Source organism: Kitasatospora sp. NPDC057692 (assembly GCF_042799475.1).
GTDB lineage: Bacteria > Actinomycetota > Actinomycetes > Streptomycetales > Streptomycetaceae > Kitasatospora.
The window spans coordinates 19665-35589 of record NZ_JBHVIV010000059.1; the positions used below are offsets into that span (position 1 = coordinate 19665).

Annotated in this window: 18 protein-coding genes; 9 read left to right on the forward strand and 9 right to left on the reverse strand. The window is 76.9% G+C overall.

Annotated elements, in window-relative coordinates; translation table 11 throughout:
• Positions 1-248: 248 nt before the first annotated feature.
• Positions 249-1532 (forward strand): serine hydrolase domain-containing protein, encoded by a 1284-nt coding sequence (locus tag ACFVFS_RS28090; RefSeq protein WP_380627499.1) that lies wholly within the window; start codon positions 249-251, stop codon positions 1530-1532.
• A gap of 103 nt (positions 1533-1635) precedes the next feature.
• A complete protein-coding gene (locus ACFVFS_RS28095; RefSeq protein WP_380627500.1) occupies positions 1636-2181 on the forward strand; it encodes a gamma carbonic anhydrase family protein in 546 nt (181 codons plus the stop codon).
• 6 nt (positions 2182-2187) lie between these two features.
• On the opposite strand, the gene ACFVFS_RS28100 is transcribed toward ACFVFS_RS28095, so the two are convergent.
• Positions 2188-3429 (reverse strand): MFS transporter, encoded by a 1242-nt coding sequence (locus ACFVFS_RS28100; RefSeq protein WP_380627501.1) that lies wholly within the window; start codon positions 3427-3429, stop codon positions 2188-2190.
• A 164-nt stretch (positions 3430-3593) separates the two neighbouring features.
• Here ACFVFS_RS28100 and ACFVFS_RS28105 point away from each other — a divergent pair, with 164 nt between their 5' ends.
• The 4 genes from ACFVFS_RS28105 to ACFVFS_RS28120 all read left to right on the forward strand — a co-directional run bounded on the left by ACFVFS_RS28105 (position 3594) and on the right by ACFVFS_RS28120 (position 5517).
• Positions 3594-3830: a DUF2277 domain-containing protein gene (locus ACFVFS_RS28105; RefSeq protein ID WP_380627502.1), complete on the forward strand. Its 237-nt coding sequence runs from the start codon at positions 3594-3596 to the stop codon at positions 3828-3830.
• A 37-nt stretch (positions 3831-3867) separates the two neighbouring features.
• Positions 3868-4104, forward strand: coding sequence for a DUF6296 family protein (locus ACFVFS_RS28110; protein WP_380627503.1), 237 nt, complete (start codon positions 3868-3870; stop codon positions 4102-4104).
• A gap of 112 nt (positions 4105-4216) precedes the next feature.
• Positions 4217-4501 carry a DUF427 domain-containing protein gene (locus tag ACFVFS_RS28115; RefSeq protein ID WP_380627504.1) on the forward strand — a complete coding sequence of 95 codons (285 nt, stop codon included), beginning with the start codon at positions 4217-4219 and terminating at the stop codon, positions 4499-4501.
• A 137-nt stretch (positions 4502-4638) separates the two neighbouring features.
• On the forward strand, positions 4639-5517 hold the full coding sequence (locus tag ACFVFS_RS28120) for a hypothetical protein (RefSeq protein WP_380627505.1): 879 nt from the start codon (positions 4639-4641) through the stop codon (positions 5515-5517).
• Between the two features lie 100 nt (positions 5518-5617).
• Here ACFVFS_RS28120 and ACFVFS_RS28125 read toward each other — a convergent pair whose 3' ends face one another.
• The 5 genes from ACFVFS_RS28125 to ACFVFS_RS28145 form a co-directional block, all read right to left on the reverse strand.
• A complete protein-coding gene (locus tag ACFVFS_RS28125) occupies positions 5618-5926 on the reverse strand; it encodes a hypothetical protein (RefSeq protein ID WP_380627529.1) in 309 nt (102 codons plus the stop codon).
• Between the two features lie 162 nt (positions 5927-6088).
• Positions 6089-6250 (reverse strand): hypothetical protein, encoded by a 162-nt coding sequence (locus ACFVFS_RS28130; RefSeq protein WP_380627506.1) that lies wholly within the window; start codon positions 6248-6250, stop codon positions 6089-6091.
• Between the two features lie 187 nt (positions 6251-6437).
• Entirely contained in the window at positions 6438-7643 is a 1206-nt protein-coding gene (locus tag ACFVFS_RS28135; protein WP_380627530.1) for a cytochrome P450, read from the reverse strand.
• Between the two features lie 85 nt (positions 7644-7728).
• Entirely contained in the window at positions 7729-7947 is a 219-nt protein-coding gene (locus ACFVFS_RS28140; protein WP_380627531.1) for a ferredoxin, read from the reverse strand.
• A 180-nt stretch (positions 7948-8127) separates the two neighbouring features.
• A complete protein-coding gene (locus tag ACFVFS_RS28145) occupies positions 8128-9714 on the reverse strand; it encodes an ATP-dependent DNA ligase (protein WP_380627507.1) in 1587 nt (528 codons plus the stop codon).
• A 392-nt stretch (positions 9715-10106) separates the two neighbouring features.
• On the opposite strand from ACFVFS_RS28145, the gene ACFVFS_RS28150 reads away from it, so the two are divergent.
• The 3 genes from ACFVFS_RS28150 to ACFVFS_RS28160 all read left to right on the forward strand — a co-directional run bounded on the left by ACFVFS_RS28150 (position 10107) and on the right by ACFVFS_RS28160 (position 13643).
• The gene (locus ACFVFS_RS28150; RefSeq protein WP_380627508.1) at positions 10107-10643 is read left to right on the forward strand and encodes a GNAT family N-acetyltransferase; all 537 of its coding nucleotides are present in this window, start codon (positions 10107-10109) and stop codon (positions 10641-10643) included.
• A gap of 153 nt (positions 10644-10796) precedes the next feature.
• Entirely contained in the window at positions 10797-11813 is a 1017-nt protein-coding gene (locus tag ACFVFS_RS28155; RefSeq protein ID WP_380627509.1) for a CAP domain-containing protein, read from the forward strand.
• Between the two features lie 189 nt (positions 11814-12002).
• On the forward strand, positions 12003-13643 hold the full coding sequence (locus tag ACFVFS_RS28160) for a sigma-70 family RNA polymerase sigma factor (RefSeq protein WP_380627510.1): 1641 nt from the start codon (positions 12003-12005) through the stop codon (positions 13641-13643).
• Positions 13644-13676: 33 nt separating this feature from the next.
• Here ACFVFS_RS28160 and ACFVFS_RS28165 read toward each other — a convergent pair whose 3' ends face one another.
• The 3 genes from ACFVFS_RS28165 to ACFVFS_RS28175 all read right to left on the reverse strand — a co-directional run bounded on the left by ACFVFS_RS28165 (position 13677) and on the right by ACFVFS_RS28175 (position 15444).
• On the reverse strand, positions 13677-13919 hold the full coding sequence (locus ACFVFS_RS28165) for a hypothetical protein (RefSeq protein WP_380627511.1): 243 nt from the start codon (positions 13917-13919) through the stop codon (positions 13677-13679).
• Between the two features lie 117 nt (positions 13920-14036).
• A complete protein-coding gene (locus ACFVFS_RS28170) occupies positions 14037-14936 on the reverse strand; it encodes a hypothetical protein (protein ID WP_380627512.1) in 900 nt (299 codons plus the stop codon).
• On the reverse strand, positions 14923-15444 hold the full coding sequence (locus ACFVFS_RS28175) for a SigE family RNA polymerase sigma factor (protein WP_380627513.1): 522 nt from the start codon (positions 15442-15444) through the stop codon (positions 14923-14925). Before ACFVFS_RS28175 ends, ACFVFS_RS28170 begins: the two co-directional genes overlap by 14 nt.
• Positions 15445-15925 lie beyond the last annotated feature (481 nt).

Genomic DNA, 15925 nt, shown 5'->3' on the forward strand with positions numbered 1-15925 from the left:
GCCCCGCTGGCCTGAGGGTCAGGGCCCCGCCGGCCTGAGCCCGGCGGGGGAGCGGGCGCCCCCGAGAACGTCTCGGGGGTGGCCCCGGGCAGGCCTCGGGGGCGGGCCCCTCCCTGAGGGGGAGCGGCGCGCCGCGGGAAGCTCGGTCAGAGGTCTGACGACCCGCGCGGCACCGCCTGTCAGAGTGTCAAATGCCGAGATCGGCACGGGTGTTGTGGGCACCCGGTGGCACCGGAGCAGGAGGACGCATGAGCATGGCGCAGCACACGGGCGAAACGGGTCCGGGCGGTCGCGGGGGCGCGGGACGACGGCGGCGCGGTACGGCCGTACGGGTCGTGGCGCTGGCGCTGGCGGGCGCGGGCCTGGTGGGCGTGACGGCCCCGGCGGCCGGCGCCCTCGGCACGGCGGGACCGAGCGGGGTGGTGACGGTGACCAGCACACAGGACACGGCGCGGGACGCCGCCGACCGGGGGCCGCGCAGGGGCGTCGACACCAAGGCCCTGAACGCGGCGCTGAACGACCTCGTCGACTCCGGCGGCGTCTCCGCCGCGCTGGCCCGGGTCGGCGACCACGGCCGCACCCTGTGGAAGGGCGCCGCCGGTGTCGCCGACCGCACCACCGGCGCCCCGGCCACCGCGGACGGCCGGTTCCGGATCGGCAGCGTGACCAAGACCTTCGTCTCCACCGTCGCCCTCCAACTGGTCGCCGAGGGCCGGATCGGCCTGGACGACCCGGTGGAGCGCCTGCTGCCGGGCGCGGTGCCGAACGGCGCGGACATCACCCTGCGCCAGCTGCTCGGCCACACCAGCGGGGTGTTCAACTACACCGAGGACGACGCCTTCGACACCGCGCGGCCCGACGTGATCGAGCAGTGGCTGGAGTCCGGCCGCTACACCCGCTGGACGCCGCAGCAGCTCGTCGCGCTGGCCAACGCCCACCCGGCGTACTTCGCGCCGGGCCAGGGCTTCCACTACTCCAACACCAACTACGTCCTGGTCGGACAGATCATCGAGCGGGCCACCGGCCGCAGCTGGCAGCAGGAGGTGGAACGCCGCGTCATCCGCCCGCTGGGCCTGACCGGTACCTTCATGCCCGACCACGCGACGGGCATCCCCGGCCCGCACGCGCACGGCTACTTCGACCTGCCCACCGGTCCGGCCGACGTCACCGAGCTGGACCCGAGCATGGCGGGCGCCTCCGGCGCCGGCATCTCGACCACCGCCGACCTCAACACCTTCATCACGGCCCTGATCGGCGGCCGGCTGCTGCCCCGCCCGCAGCTCGCGGCGATGATGGCGGCCACCCCGCAGAGCGAGGGCCGGTACGGCCTCGGCCTGGAGCGGGCGACCACGGACTGCGGCGTGCTCTGGGGCCACACCGGCGGCATCCCCGGGTACAGCACCGTCCTGTACACCAGCGGCGACCTGCGCCGGCAGCTCGCGGTCTCGATGAACGGCAAGGGGCTGTCGACCCCGCCGGCCACCCGGGAGGCCTACGAGAGGCTGGAGGCCGCCGGGACCTGCACCGGCTGACCCCGGCCGATCCCGGCGGGCCACCCGGCCACCGGACCGGCCGGGCGGGGATGCCATCATGGCCCGCACCCGAGGGCCCGTCGTCGCGAGGAGGACGAGAGAGATGGCAGAACCGCTGATCGCCGAGGTCGGGGGCCGGGTGCCCGCCGTCGACCCGGGCGCCTTCGTCGCACCGAACGCCGTCGTGGTGGGCAGTGTGACGGTCGGCGCCGGGGCCAGCGTCTGGTACGGCGCGGTGCTGCGCGGGGACGCCGAGACGATCACGGTCGGGGCGGGCAGCAACGTCCAGGACAACTGCACCCTGCACGCCGACCTGGGCTTCCCGCTGGTGATGGGGGAGCGGGTCTCGGTCGGCCACAACGCCGTGCTGCACGGCTGCGTGATCGAGGACGACGTCCTGGTCGGGATGAACGCCACCGTGCTCAACGGCGCCCGGATCGGCGCGGGCTCGCTGGTCGCGGCGGGCGCCGTGGTGCCGCAGGGCATGCGGGTCCCGCCCGGCTCGCTGGTCGCCGGGGTGCCCGCCAAGGTCCGCCGCGAGCTGACCGGGGAGGAACGGGCCGGCATCGTCTTCAACGCGGAGGGCTACCTGCTGCTGGCCGACGGCCACCGGGAGCTCCGCCCGCTGCCGCCGGCCCCGTCCGCCTGAGGCGTCTCAGCTGCCCGCGCGGACCCGGTCCTCCGGGGCCGGCGCGGGCCCGGGCACCCGGGCCGCGGCGCCGCCCCCGGCGACCACGACCGTCGCCGGCCGCCCGCGCCGCCGGTCGGCGGCCCAGGCGGCCACCGCGATCGCCGCTCCCGAGGCCGCCAGGCCCGAGCCGACCAGCGGCGGCGAGGTCCAGCCCAGGCCGGCGTCCAGCGCCAGCCCGCCGAAGAACGCGCCCTGGGCGTTGGCCAGGTTGAACGCGCCCTGCACCGTCGCCGAGGCCAGCGTCGGCGCGCTGCGCGCCTCGCGCATCACCAGCGTCTGCACGGCCGGGACGATCGCGAACCCGAACAGCCCGACCAGCACCACCGTCACCGCCGCCGACCACTCGCTGCGCGCGGTCACCGCGAACAGCGCCAGCACGGCGGCGAGCAGGACGAACGCGGCGCACACGGTCGGTCGCAGCGCGCGGTCCGCCGCGTACCCGCCGAGCAGGTTGCCGATCGTCATCCCCACCCCGAACAGCGCCAGCACCAGGGTCACCGAGCCGGTGGCGAAGCCGGAGACCTCGGTGAGCAGCGGGGTGATGTACGAGTAGCAGGCGAAGAAGCCGCCGCAGCCGAAGACCACCGTGGCCAGCGCCAGCCAGAGCTGACCGCTGCGGAACGCGCCCAGCTCGTGCCGCAGGCCCGCCTGGGCGGGGGAGGGCAGCACCGGGACGAGCCGGGCGATCGCCGCCGCCCCGGCCGCGCCGATCGCGACCACCACCAGCATGGTCGCCCGCCACCCCAGGTGCTGGCCGAGCAGCGTCGCGGCCGGGACACCGACGACATTGGCGAGGGTCAGGCCGGAGAACATCACCGCGACCGCCCGGGCCCGCTTGTCCGGGGCCACCAGCTCGGCGGCCGCGACCGCCCCGGCGCCGAAGAACGCCCCGTGCGGCAGCCCGGTGACCAGCCGGGCGGCGGCCAGCGTCCAGAAGTCGGGGGCGAGCGCGCAGAGCAGGTTCCCGAAGGCGAAGAAGGCGGCCAGGGCGACCAGCACCGCCTTCCGGGGCCGCCCGGCGGCGAGCGCGGTGAGCAGCGGCGCCCCGATCACCACGCCGATCGCGTAGGCCGAGATCAGCCAGCCGGCCTGCGGGATCGAGACGTCCAGGCTGTCCGCCACCTGGGGGAGCAGCCCCATGGCGGCGAACTCGGTGGTTCCGATGGCGAACGCGGTGACGGCCAGGGCGACCAGCGCGAGAGGCAAGGGGGTACTCCGGGTGGGGGCGGGGAGGGGAGGAATCGGGTTTGTCCGGCCGAAATCCTAATCCGAATCCCCGTGCGACCGGATGACGCGCCCGTGTGGTGCGCACGGCGGTCCGGTGACGGACGGGGGTCGCCTCCCGGACGCCCGCGCGGGAGACTGGGGTCATGTGCCGCAGTATCAAGACGCTCAGACCGCCCGTGACGCCCGACGCCACGGAGGAGGACTACCGCGCGGCCGCGCTCCAGTACGTGCGCAAGGTGTCCGGGTTCCGGGTGCCGGCGGCGCACAACCGCGAGGCCTTCGACCGGGCCGTGGAGGCCGTCGCCGAGGCCACCGCCCGGCTGCTCGACGAGCTGGAGGTCCGCGGTGCCCCCGCCCGTCCGTCCCGGGCCGCCGCCTAGGCACGGACCGGGTCGAACAGGGACCAGGAGGTCGGTGATGAGCCCCGTCACCCGTTACGCACTCACCTTCCCGGGGACTCCCGGCACCCAGGCCCCGCAGGACGTGGTCGTGGTCGCGCGCACCAGCGCCACCGGGCCGGGCGGACACCCGGTCTACGAGGACGCCAGCGGCATCGTCCGGGCCGAGATCAGCGACGCCGGGGAGGTCCGGATGCTCGCCACCGGCGGCCACCAGACGCCGCACTGCCCGGTGCACGCCCAGCCGCTGCCCTGAGTCCTGCCTCTCAGTCCCGCCCCTGAGTCCCGCCTCTCAGCCCCGCCTCTCAGTCCCGCCCCGGGTACCCGCACCGGTGACAGCGGCGCGCCCCGTCGGGCACACTCGCGGCATGACCACAGCACGCTGGCAGGGCGCCGTCGTCGCCGAGAGCGAGGACACCGTCGTCGTCGAGGGCAACCACTACTTTCCGGCCGACTCCGTGCGCACCGAGTACCTGCGCCCGTCCGACACCACCACCGTCTGCGGCTGGAAGGGCACCGCGGAGTACTACTCCCTGCACGTCGACGGCGCGACCAACCCGGACGCGGCCTGGTACTACGCCGACCCCGACCCCGCGGCCGAGCACGTCCGCGGCCGGGTGGCCTTCTGGCGGGGCGTGGAGATCACCGACTGAACCGGCGGCCCGGCGCCGGCCGGCGGGGCCGGTGGGCGGGGCCGGTCGGCGCCCCGGTACACGACCGTCGTCGTCCTGTCGCAGGACCGCGACACCCCCGGGGCGTATCGCGCCGCGCCGCCGGGTACGGCCACACCATGGCAATCTTCAGGAAGCCGGGACGCCCCGGGCAGCCCGAGCCCACCCCGGACCGCCTCGCCGACGAGCTGGCCGGCCTGGTCGAGGAACTCGAACCCGGCGAGTCCGCAGAGGGCGGCCCCGGCGGGCTCGCCGAGTACCGGGCGGAGACCGAGCGCGGCCGGCGGCGCGGCGCCCGGCTGGTCGGCGCGATCGCCCGCCGGCTCGGCACCGGCGGCCGGGTCGCCGCCAAGGGCGCCGCGGTCGGCGGCCGCGCCCTCACCGAGCAGCTGCTCCAGACCGCCCCGCGCATCCCGATCCGCAGCCTCGCCACGCTGCGTGCCCAGCACCCCGGCGCCGCCGACCCGGAGAAGCTGGCCGATCTGCTGATCACCGGCGCGAGCCGGGCCTCCAGCGCGCTCGGCGCCGGTGTGGGCGCTGCCGCGATGCTGCCGGTGCCGCCCGCGATGCCGGTGGAGATCGCCGCCGAGACGATCGCCGTCGCCGCCGTCGAGATCAAGCTGATCGCCGAGCTGCACGAGGTCTACGGCTTCCCCGTCCAGGGCACCGCCACCCAGAAGGCCGGCGCGTACGTCGGCGCCTGGGCCAACCGGCGCGGCATCGACCCCACCCTGCTCGCCAAGCCGGCCGGCCTGGCCGCGATGGCGCTCGGCAGCGAGGTGCGCCAGCAGGTGCGCCGCCGGCTCACTCGCAGCTCGCTGCGGCGCCTGCCGTCGCTGACCCCGCTGCTGGTCGGCGCGGGCATCGGCGCCACGATCAACCTGCGCGACACCCGCAAGGTGGCCCGCGAGGTCCGCGAGTCGCTGCGCGGACTCCCCCCGGTGGACCCGGGGTACTGGGCGGCCGCCGCCCCCGGCCCGCGGCGCGCCGGCGACTGACCGCCGGGCCCGACCGCCCCGCGCGGCACCCGGCCGCCACGGGAACCGGCCGGCCCCGGACGGGACCGGCCGGTGCGGCCCGCGGCGCTGCCGGGCCGGCTCACCCGCCCGGCGTCCGCGGCGCCCCGGCGCCCCGCCCCGCCTTGACGGCGTTCACCATCGCCTGGTGGACGGCCCGCGCGGTGGTCTCGTCGGCCGCGGGGACGGGACTGCCCGCCACCGAGTACCAGTCCAGCGCCCCGGTGTACTGCACGGTGAGCTTCGCCTCACCGTCCGCCCAGGTGGTGTGCACGGTGAGGTCGCCCGAGATCGGGCCGACCTCCACGGTGGTCACCCCGCCGGGCCCGCTGATGATCGACTGGGTGGTCCAGGTGGCCCACGAGGCCCTGGGATCGAGCGGCGGCTCCACCCGCCCCGCCGGGCCCGGGTCCTGTCCTGCCGTGCCCTGCTGCTGTTCGGTCATGCGCCCATCCTCCCCCGCCGGTCCGCCGCCGCTGGGGCAGCGACACCGGCGGTCGCGAAGGCCGCCCGAGAGCCGGGCGGCCTGTGGCAACTCGTCGGTGCGAGCGGGTCAGCCGTCCGCCCGAGGCTCCTCCAGGGGCTCGCCCTCCGCCTGCGAGGTGTCCTGTGCGTGCTGGTTCTGCATCGAGGTGATGCCCTCCTCGGGGTCGGCCGCGCGGACGTCCTCGTCCCGGTCGGTGCTCACCTCGGAGCGTGCGCTCATGTCGGTCATCGCGGGCTCCGTCTCCTCGGCCGGCCGGAGCGACCGGACCCGCCGCGGTACGCCGTGGTGCCGGGCGGCCGCCGGGCCGGTGCGCTGTTTCGCACCTCAAGCCTGCCTCCGCACCCCGGCGAGGGCCAACCGGGGGCCGACCGGGGGCCGGTCGGGGGCCGACGCGCCGTCCCGCCCGGCCCGGCCGTCACCAGGCGACCGGCAGCGACCTCAGCCCGTAGACCAGCGCCTCGGTGCGGAACTCCAGCTCCTGCTCCGGCGCCGCCGGCCGCAGCCCCGGGAGCCGCCGGAACAGCGTGCCCAGCGCGATCTGCAGCTCGGCGCGGGCCAGCGGCTGCCCCAGGCACTGGTGCACCCCGAAGCCGAAGGCGACGTGCCGGCGGGAGTCCCGGTCGAGGTCGACCTCGCCCACGCCCAGGCGGCCCTCGGCGCCGAACAGCGCGTCGTCCCGGTTGGCCGTCGACAGCATCGCCATCACCCCGTCCCCGGCGCGGATCAGGGTGCCGCCCAGCTCGACGTCCTCCAGCGCCAGCCGCGGCACGCCCATGTGCAGGATGGTGAGCACCCGCAGCAGCTCCTCCACCGCCCCGGGCAGCGCGGCCGGGTCGGCGAGCCGGGCGGCCTGCTCGGGGTGGCGCAGCAGCAGCGCGGTGGAGAGCGCGATCATGTTGGCGGTGGTCTCGTGTCCGGCCACCAGGAGCAGCAGCCCGGTCCTGGCGATCTCGTCCAGGGTGAGGTCGTCGCGCACCGCCAGCCGGCTCAGGGTGTCCTCGCCGGGCCGGGCCCGCTTCTGCTCGGCGAGCCGGGTCAGGTAGACGAGGAGCTCCTCCTGGGCCCGGGCCACCTCCTGGTCGTCGCCGTCGGTGGCGAGCAGCAGCCGACTGTTGGTCTGGAACACCTCCCGGTCCTCGTACGGGACGCCGAGCAGCAGGCAGATCACCAGCGAGGGGACGGGCAGCGCGAACTCGGCGACCAGGTCGGCCGGACCGCCCCCGGCCGTCATCCGGTCGAGCGCGTCGTCCACGATCTGCTGGATCTCGGGGCGCATCGCCTCCACCCGCTTGACCAGGAAGTCCCCGGTGACCATGCGGCGCAGCCGGGCGTGCTCGGGGTCGTCGAGGCGCACGAAGGAGGGGTTGGCGGCGACCAGCTCGCGCCGCCCCTCGGTCAGGAACGGGAACGCGGGCCGGCGGGCGTCGGCGCTGAACCGGCGGTCCGACAGCACCGTGCGGACCTCCTGGTAGCCGGTGACCAGCCAGCAGGGGCTGCCGTCGGGGAGCTCCGCGCGGCTGACCGGGCCGGTGCTCGCGGCCTCGGTGTACGCGGGCGGGGGCGCGAACGGACAGGTGGTGTCGTGCCGGGACGGGATCGGGGTGGCGGGAACGGTGGACATGGTCAAGGTGGTCTCCTCGCGTGACAGGTGGGCCCGTGGCAGGCGGTGGGAGACGGCGGGAGGGCCGCGGGCCCCCGGACGGTCGTCAGACGGCGGTGCCGGGTCCGTCGTCCTCGGCGACGGCGATCGCGCCGCCGGGGCAGAGGTCGGCGGCGAGGCGCACGTCGGCGAGCAGCGCGGCGGGGACGGTCGCCCGGCGGAGGTTCACCAGGCCGTCCCGCTCGTCCTGTTCGAAGACCTCGGGCGCCGTCATGACGCACTGGCCGGAGCTGCAGCAGCGGTCCCGTTCGACGTTCACCTGCATGTCGGACACCTCTCCGTGGTGTGGCACCGGTCGAGCCCGGGGCCGGGCCGCCCTCCGCTGTCAGGGCCAAGCTATCCCCGCCTCCTGAGGCACACGAAGCGTGGACGGCCACCTTCCGAAGAATGGCCGATTCTCCTCTGGTCGTGAACTGTAGTGAAAAAGACAGAGTTTGATTGTCCGTCAGTCGGATCTTCCGGGACCGCCGACGGTCCCCGGCGCCCGGCCGAGCCCTTCCGCCGCGGCGATCTCCCGGACGGCCGCGACGGTGTCCGCCTCCGCGGCGCTCTTGTCGGGCCGGTAGCGGACCACCCGGGCGAACCGCAGTGCCAGCCCCGCCGGGTAGCGCGGGCTGCGCTGGACGCCGTCGAAGGCGATCTCCACGACCAGCTCGGGCCGCACCCGGACGGTCCAGGCGTCCCGCTCCACCTCGCGCTCCAGCAGCGCCCCGGTCTGCCAGGCGAGCGTCTCGTCGGTGAGCCCCTTGAAGGTCTTGCCGAGCATCACCCACGGGCCGAGCCCCGGCTCGCCGCCCGCCCGCGCGCCCAGGTGCAGATTGCTGAGGAAGCCGCGGCGCCGCCCGCTGCCCCACTCGGCGGCCAGCACCACCAGGTCCAGGGTGTGCCGGGGCTTGACCTTGATCCATCCTGCGCCGCGCCGCCCGGCCCGGTAGCCCGCCGCCGGGTCCTTCACCAGCACCCCCTCGTGGCCGTGCGCGAGGGCGTCCTCGAAGAAGGCGAGCGCCTCGGCGACGTCCCCGGTCTCGGTGCGCGCCACCCGCAGCCCCGGCGGGACCGTCCCGGCGAGGGCGGACCAGCGCTCCCGTCCGGGCAGGTCCACGAGGTCCCCGCCGTCCCGGTGCAGCAGGTCGAAGAACCGCACGCTGAGCGGCACCTCGGCGCGCAGCCGCTCCGGGTCCCGGCGGGCCGCGGCGCGGGCGGCGGTCTCCTGGAACGGCCGCGGCCGGCCGTCCGGCCCGAGCGCGATCGCCTCGCCGTCCAGTACCGCCGCATCCACCGGCAGGGCCAGCGCCGCCTCGACCACCTCGGGCACCCGGGCGGTGAGGTCGTCCAGCGAGCGGCTGAAGACGCCGACGTCCCGTCCGTCCCGGTGCACCTGCACCCGGATGCCGTCCAGCTTCCACTCCAGCGCCGCCGGGGCGGCGAGGCGGTCCAGCGCGGTGCCGACGTCCGGGGCCGCGGCGGCCAGCATCGGCCGCACCGGCCGGCCCACCTCCAGCCGGAACGCGGCCAGTCCCGCCTCCCCGCCGGTCAGGGCGGCCGCGGCGACCGCCCGGGCCGAGCCGCGGAACATCAGCGCCCGGCGGACCGCCGCCGCCGGCACCCCGGCGGCCCGCGCGACCGCGTCCGCGACCACCGCGTCCAGCGCCCCCTGGCGCAGGTCGCCGACCAGGACGGCGCGCAGGAACGCCTGCTCCGCGTCGGTGGCCCGTTCGAAGAGGCCGGTCAGCAGCCGGTGCCGCTCGGCCCGGGCGCCCGCCCCGTGCACGGCGGCGATCGCCTCCAGCGTCCGTTCGGTCTCCCGCACCCCGAGCCGCGGTGCGGCGGCGGGCGGCGGCAGGTCGCGCAGGGCGGTCGGGCCGAGGCCGGTGCGCAGCCGCTGCGACTCGCCGGACAGCAGGGCGACCGCGGCCGGCGCCTCGTCGGGGCCGAGCTCGCGCAGGCAGTCGGCGAGCAGCCCGGTCTTGGCCCGGCGGCCGGGCTCGGCCGCCACGGCGCGCGAGGTCAGGGCCAGGCGGTGGAGCAGCATCGCGGGCCTCCTACGGCGTGTCGGACCGTTCCCGCCGGGCGGGCGGCGCCCGGACGACGGACGTCCCGGCCGTCGTCCGGGACGAACCCCTCGTGTGGCGTTCCCGCAGGCCGCCGTCGGCCCCGGCCGCCGGACCGGGGGAGCCGCCCGCTGATCCGGCGCGCACGGTCGGACACGTTCCCGGGGGGCGTCGGGCCGGGTGTCCAGGATCGGTGATCGGGGCCCCCGGCGCGCGCCGGATACCGCGCGGCCGGGGGGCTGTGCGGGCTGCCGGAACGGAGTGGCCGGTGCGGACTTCTTGGCCGCACCGTCGATCGGTTCGCCGCCGACGGGACGTCATGCTGGCGCTCATCCGGCCACACCGTCCACCGCCACCCTGGGGGAGCCCCGCCATGACCTCGGACACCGCCGCCTCGGACACCACCGAGCCGACCGACCCGACCACTCCGTCCGCCCCGTCCGCCCCGGCCCCTGCGGGCTGGACCGTCCGGGCGCCCGCCGAGGCCGACTTCGAGGCCTGGCGCGAGCTGTTCCGGGGCTACTGCGCCTTCTACCGGGTGCCGGCACCCGACGAGAAGGCCGGCCTGGTCTGGTCCTGGCTCACCGACCCGGCCCATGAACTGGACGGCCTGCTGGTCCGCGACGCCGACGGCACGCCGGTCGGGCTCGCCCACTACCGGCCCTTCGTCCGTCCGCTGCACGGCGCGGTCGCCGGGTTCCTGGACGACCTGTTCGTCGCCCCGGCCGCCCGGGGCAGCGGCGCGGTCGACCTCCTCCTCGCCCGGTTGCGCGAGATCGCCGCCGAGCGCGGCTGGAACGCCGTCCGCTGGATCACCGCGGAGGACAACTACCGGGCCCGCGGCCTGTACGACCGGGTCGCCACCCGCATCCCGTTCGTCACCTACGACATGCCCCCGGCCGAGGCCTGAGCGGACCGCGCGGCAGCCCGCGCCGCCCGTTCGGAAATCCGTTCGCACTTTTCTGTTATCCGGTCACCGCCCGCCGGTCTCCCAGGTGTCGGCACCCGTCCGCCGGACCCTCCGGCGGACCCGACGGCCCGAACACAGAAGGCGTGCGCGCAGGTGAACAGCGAAGACCGGACGACCATCCTCCCCGCGACCGGGCACCCCGGCCCCGGCGGGCGCGCCGCGCGCCGCGCCGCGGAACGCCGCCGCGGCCACGGCCGACGGCGCCGCCGCGGGGTCGGGCCGGTGGTGGCCGTGGTCGCAGCCGTCGCCGGAACGGGCGTGATCGCCGCGCTGACCGGCGCCGGGTACGCGGTCTACCGGGGCGAGGAGGGCGCCGACGCCGCCGCGCGGGCGGCCTCCTACGAGCCGTTGATCGGCGCGGAGGCCGGTGACCTGAACGGCATCCAGGTGCCCGGCGCGGGCGCCGTCGCCCCGGGGCCGGCCGTGACCGACCAGGCCCGCGCCGCCACGGCCGACCCCGCGCCCGGCACCGCCCCGGCGACCCCGGCGACGCCCTCGGCACCGACCGCCGCCCCGGGCCGGAGCGCCTCCGCCGCGCCCGGCACCGCCTCCGCCGCGCCGCGCGACCCGGCCGCGGGCACGGCGCCCGCCGGCGCCGCCACCGGCGGGGCGGGGGATCCGCAGAAGCCGACCGCCCCGGCCCCCGCCACGACCACCCCCGCCGCCAAGCCCTCCGCGACGGCCCCGCGGGCGACCGCCACCGCCAACCCGGGCGGCTCGGCCAACGGCTCCTTCGCCCAGCAGGTGGTGGGGCTGGTCAACGTCCAGCGCTCGCAGGCCGGCTGCGGACCGCTCAGCGCCGACTCCCGGCTGGCCACCGCCGCCCAGGTCCACAGCGACGACATGGCCGACCGCAACTTCTTCGACCACGCCAGCCCCGAGGGAACCCACGCCGACCAGCGCATCGAGGCGGCCGGCTACCGCTGGAGCACCTGGGGAGAGAACATCGCGCGCGGCCAGAAGGACCCGGCGGCGGTGATGGAGTCCTGGATGAACAGCCCCGGCCACCGGGCCAACATCCTCAACTGCTCCTTCAAGCAGATCGGCGTCGGCGTCCGGACCGGCTCGGGCGGGCCCTGGTGGACGCAGGTCTTCGCCGCGCCGTCATGACGGGCGTCGTGACAGCCGCTGCGACGGGCGCCGTGACGGGCGCCGTGACGGCCGCGGCGACGATCGCCCCGCGAGGCCGGCCCGAGTCCGATTTTCCGAATCAGCGCGAATTGTTGTTATCTGAGCACTCCCCAGAGGTCTCCGAGGAGGCAACGGCGGACGGACGACAGCAAGACGGAGTGCGGACCCATGAACGTTGACGTGCAGAGCAGGACCGGGACGACCCTGGTGCTCGCGGCCCAGGCGGGTGACCCGCAGGCGCGCGAGGCGCTGGTCGCCGCCTGGTTCCCGCTGGTCTACAACGTCGCCGGCCGGGCGTTGAACGGCCACGCCGACGTGGACGACATCGCCCAGGAGACCATGATCCGGGCCCTGGACGGGCTGGAGGGCCTGCGGGACCCGGAGGCGTTCCGCTCCTGGCTGGTCGCGATCACCATGAACCAGGTCCGCAGCCGGTCGACCGGCCAGCAGCAGGCGGCCGTCGGCGGCCTGGACGAGAGCTGGGAGCTCGCCGACCCGCGCGCGGACTTCACCGATCTGACGATCCTCCGGCTCGGCCTCTCCGGACAGCGCCGGGAGGTCGCCGAGGCCACCCGCTGGCTGGACCCGGACGACCGGGAACTGCTCGCCCTCTGGTGGCTGGAGGCCGGCGGTGAGCTGACCCGGGCCGAACTCGCCGAGGCGCTCGACCTGACGCCGCAGCACGCCGCGGTCCGCGTCCAGCGGATGAAGAAGCAGCTGGAGGCAGGCCGGGTGGTGGTCCGCGCGCTCACCGCCTACCCGCGCTGCCCCGACCTCACCGAGCTGACGGCCGGCTGGGACGGCACGCCGAACTCGGTCTGGCGCAAGCGCATAGCCCGGCACATCCGCGACTGCGCGGCCTGCGACGGGCTGGGGCGCGACCTCTTCCCGGCCGAGGGGCTGCTGGCCGGGCTGGCGCTGGTCCCGGTGCCGATGGACGCCCCGAGCGGGCTCGCCCTCCAGGCCGCGGGTGCGACGGCGGGCGGGGCCCCGGGCTCCGCCGACGCGACCGGAGCGGCGGGGGGAACGCCGCCCGCCGGACCGCCCGCCGCACCTGCCGCCGACCCGGCCGGAGGCTCGGGCGGCTGGGCCGGGTACGCCCGCCGGAAGACCGTGCTGGCGGGCGGGACGGCGGCGGTGCTCGCCGCGGCGACGCTCGCGATGGTCTGGCCGCAGCACTCCGGCCCGGAGGACCCCGCCCCCGACGCGACCGCCCCGGCCACCGCCCTCGACACCCCGGCGGCGACGGCCCCGGCGCCCGCCGTGCCGACGGACCGACCGGTCCCGCCGAGCCCGAGTGCGTCCCCGTCGGCCGCCGCCTCACCCGCCCCGGCGGAGACCCAGGCCGCGGCGCCCGGCCCGACGCCCACCTCGACCGGGGGGCCGAGCAGCACCCGGCCGAGCACGGCCCCGGCCGGCTCCGCCAACCCGGAGCGCCAGCTGGTCGACCTGGTCAACGCCGAGCGGGCCCGGCGGGGCTGCGCCGCGCTGCGGATCGACCCGAGGCTGCACGCCGCCGCCCAGAAGCACTCCGAGGACATGGTCGCCCGCAACTACTTCGACCACGCCGCCCCCGGCGGCGGCCGGGCGGACACCCGGCTGACCGCGGCCGGCTACCGCTGGTCGCAGTGGGGCGAGAACCTCGACCGGGGGCCGAGCGCCCCGGCCGTGGTCTTCTCCCGCTGGATGGACGGCGGCATCCACCAGTCGAACATGCTGGACTGCGCCTTCAAGGACGTCGGCATCGGTGTGGCCGCCGGCCCCGGGGGCCTCTACTGGACCCAGGACCTCGGCACCCCGCTGGGCTGACCGGGCCGGACCGGCCTCCCCGTCGGCCCGCCGTCAGACCGGCAGGCCGACCAGCCCGGGCGCCTCGCCCGTGACATGGCCGGTGGCCTGGCCGACCACGGCGCCGGCGTCCGCGACCTGCCCCGGCAGGGCGTCCGGCACCGAGGCGAGCGGCCCGCTCCGGAGCGGCCCGGTCAGGTCGGCCTGACCGTCGGCGGCGTGGGCACTGGGGGCGGTCAGGGAGGCCACGACGCCCACGGCGAGCGAGGCGACGGCGAGCATGCTGCGCTTCTTCATGCCCCCTCCAACGACGCTCCGCCACCCGGGTTACGGCCCGCCGGCCCCCAGGGGGCGCGCCGGGCCTGCGACGCGCCCCCAGAGACCGACGGCCGGTCCGTCACGCCGGCCGGTCCGTCACTTCGCCCCGACCGCCGGTACGGAACGGATGGCCCAGGGGGACGGGAGCGCCGGGGCCGCCGCGCGGTCCGGCGCGGTCCCGGCCGGGCGCAGCGAGGTGAGCGTCCAGGCCACGGCCTTGAGGGTCTCGCTCGAAGGGCGCCGCATGCAGGCGGTCAGCTGGACCAGCTCCAGTCGGCCGTCCAGCACGAGCGGCCGGTGCCGGGTCAGCTGTTCGACACCGCCCCGCAGACTGCACTCCTTGGTGGCCTGCGGGGTCGCCGTCGGTTCCGCCTCGCCCTGGAACTTGGTGACCGCCGCCTGGTCGCGGATCAGCCGGAGCGTGATGAGCACGCCGTCGTCCAGGAGCATCCCGGAGGAGATGCACACCGGGTCCTGCCGGCCGTCGCGGATCGGGCAGCCGGCCGCGCCGGAGATCTGCTGGGAGGCGAGGTAGACGGTGGGATCCGGCTGTTCGGCACCGGGTTGCGCGGTGAGGCTGTACCAGCTGTCCGGAACGTCGACGGCCAGGTCGTCCAGCAGGGGGAAGGTGACCGTCGTGGTGTCGGCGGACCCGTCGTCCGGCACGGCGCTCGGCGAGGCGCTGGGCGACGCGGTGACGGCCGGGCCGGAGGCGGCCGGGCCGAGTGCGGTGCCCGGCGGCCCGGGTGCCAGCGCGGGGGCCGCGGCCAGCACGGCGGCGGTCAGACCGATGCCCAGTCCGCCCGCCAGGGCGGCCCGGCGGCGGCGACGGCGGGTCCGGATCACCCGGGCCAGCACGCGCTCCATCCGGTCCTCGGGCGTCGGCAGGTGGGGGGCGGCCAGCTGGAGCAGGACCCGGAGCTCGTTCGCGACCTCGCGGTCCTCGACCGTCTCCTGGTCCCGGGCGTCCGGGGCCGTGGACTCAGGCTCCGTCACGACGGCCTCCGTCCAGGAGCAGTTCCCGGGCGGGCAGCCGGCCGCGCAGCGACTGCAGGGCGCGGTGCGTCTGGCTCTTGACGGTGCCCGTGGTGCAGCCCAGTGCCTCGGCCGTGTCCTCCACGCTGAGGTCCTCGAAGAAGCGCAGCACCACCACCGCCCGTTGCCGGGCGGGCAGCGCCCGGACGGCGGCCGCCACCACCTGGCCCAGCACCACACCGTCGAACGGGTCCGCGACCGTCGGCGGCTCGGGCAACTGGTCGTGCGGCAGCTCCCCGTGCCAGCGGCGGCGCCACCACGAGACGTGCGAGTTCACCAGCACCCTGCGGACATAGGCCTCGGGCCGGTCGATCGAGATCTGCTCCCAGCGCGGCCACACCTTGGCGAGGGCCGTCTGCAACAGGTCCTCGGCCAGGTGCGGGTCGCCGGTCAGCAGCCAGGCCATCCGGAGCAGCCGGGGGCTGCGGGCGGCGACGAACTCCTCGAAGTCCGGTGTCGCGTTCCTCATCCCGCCGCCCCTGCCATACCGATCCCGCCACCGTCTCCGTCACCCGCGCCGCCACCTCGGTGGCGGCGGTCCTGCCGGTCGGCCGTGGCCGCCGGGTCCTCGCTGTCGTTCTCACGGCTGCTGAACGCGCTGGGCGCCGCTCCGGGTTGTCGGGGTGACGGGCCCATTTTCCCCGGGCCGGTCCGGCCGGGGCCCCGCGGGGGTGGGGCGGCGGCGGGAGGGGCGGCGGGAGCGGCCGGGCGTGGACGCTGGACGGCCCGCGAGCCGGCCGGGACTCGGCCGGGCGGCGGGCGGGCCGTGGTCACCACGATCCGCCGCCCGCCACCGCCCGCCAAGGGCGCGCGGAGGGCGTTCGGGGGCACCGGCAGGGCGCGCCGGGCCGGGCGGGCCGCCCGCGGCCCGCCGCCGCGCCCTCCCGCCCCTCCGGCCCCTCCGGCCCCTCCCGCCCCTCCCGCCCCTCCGGCCCCTCCGGCCCCTCCGG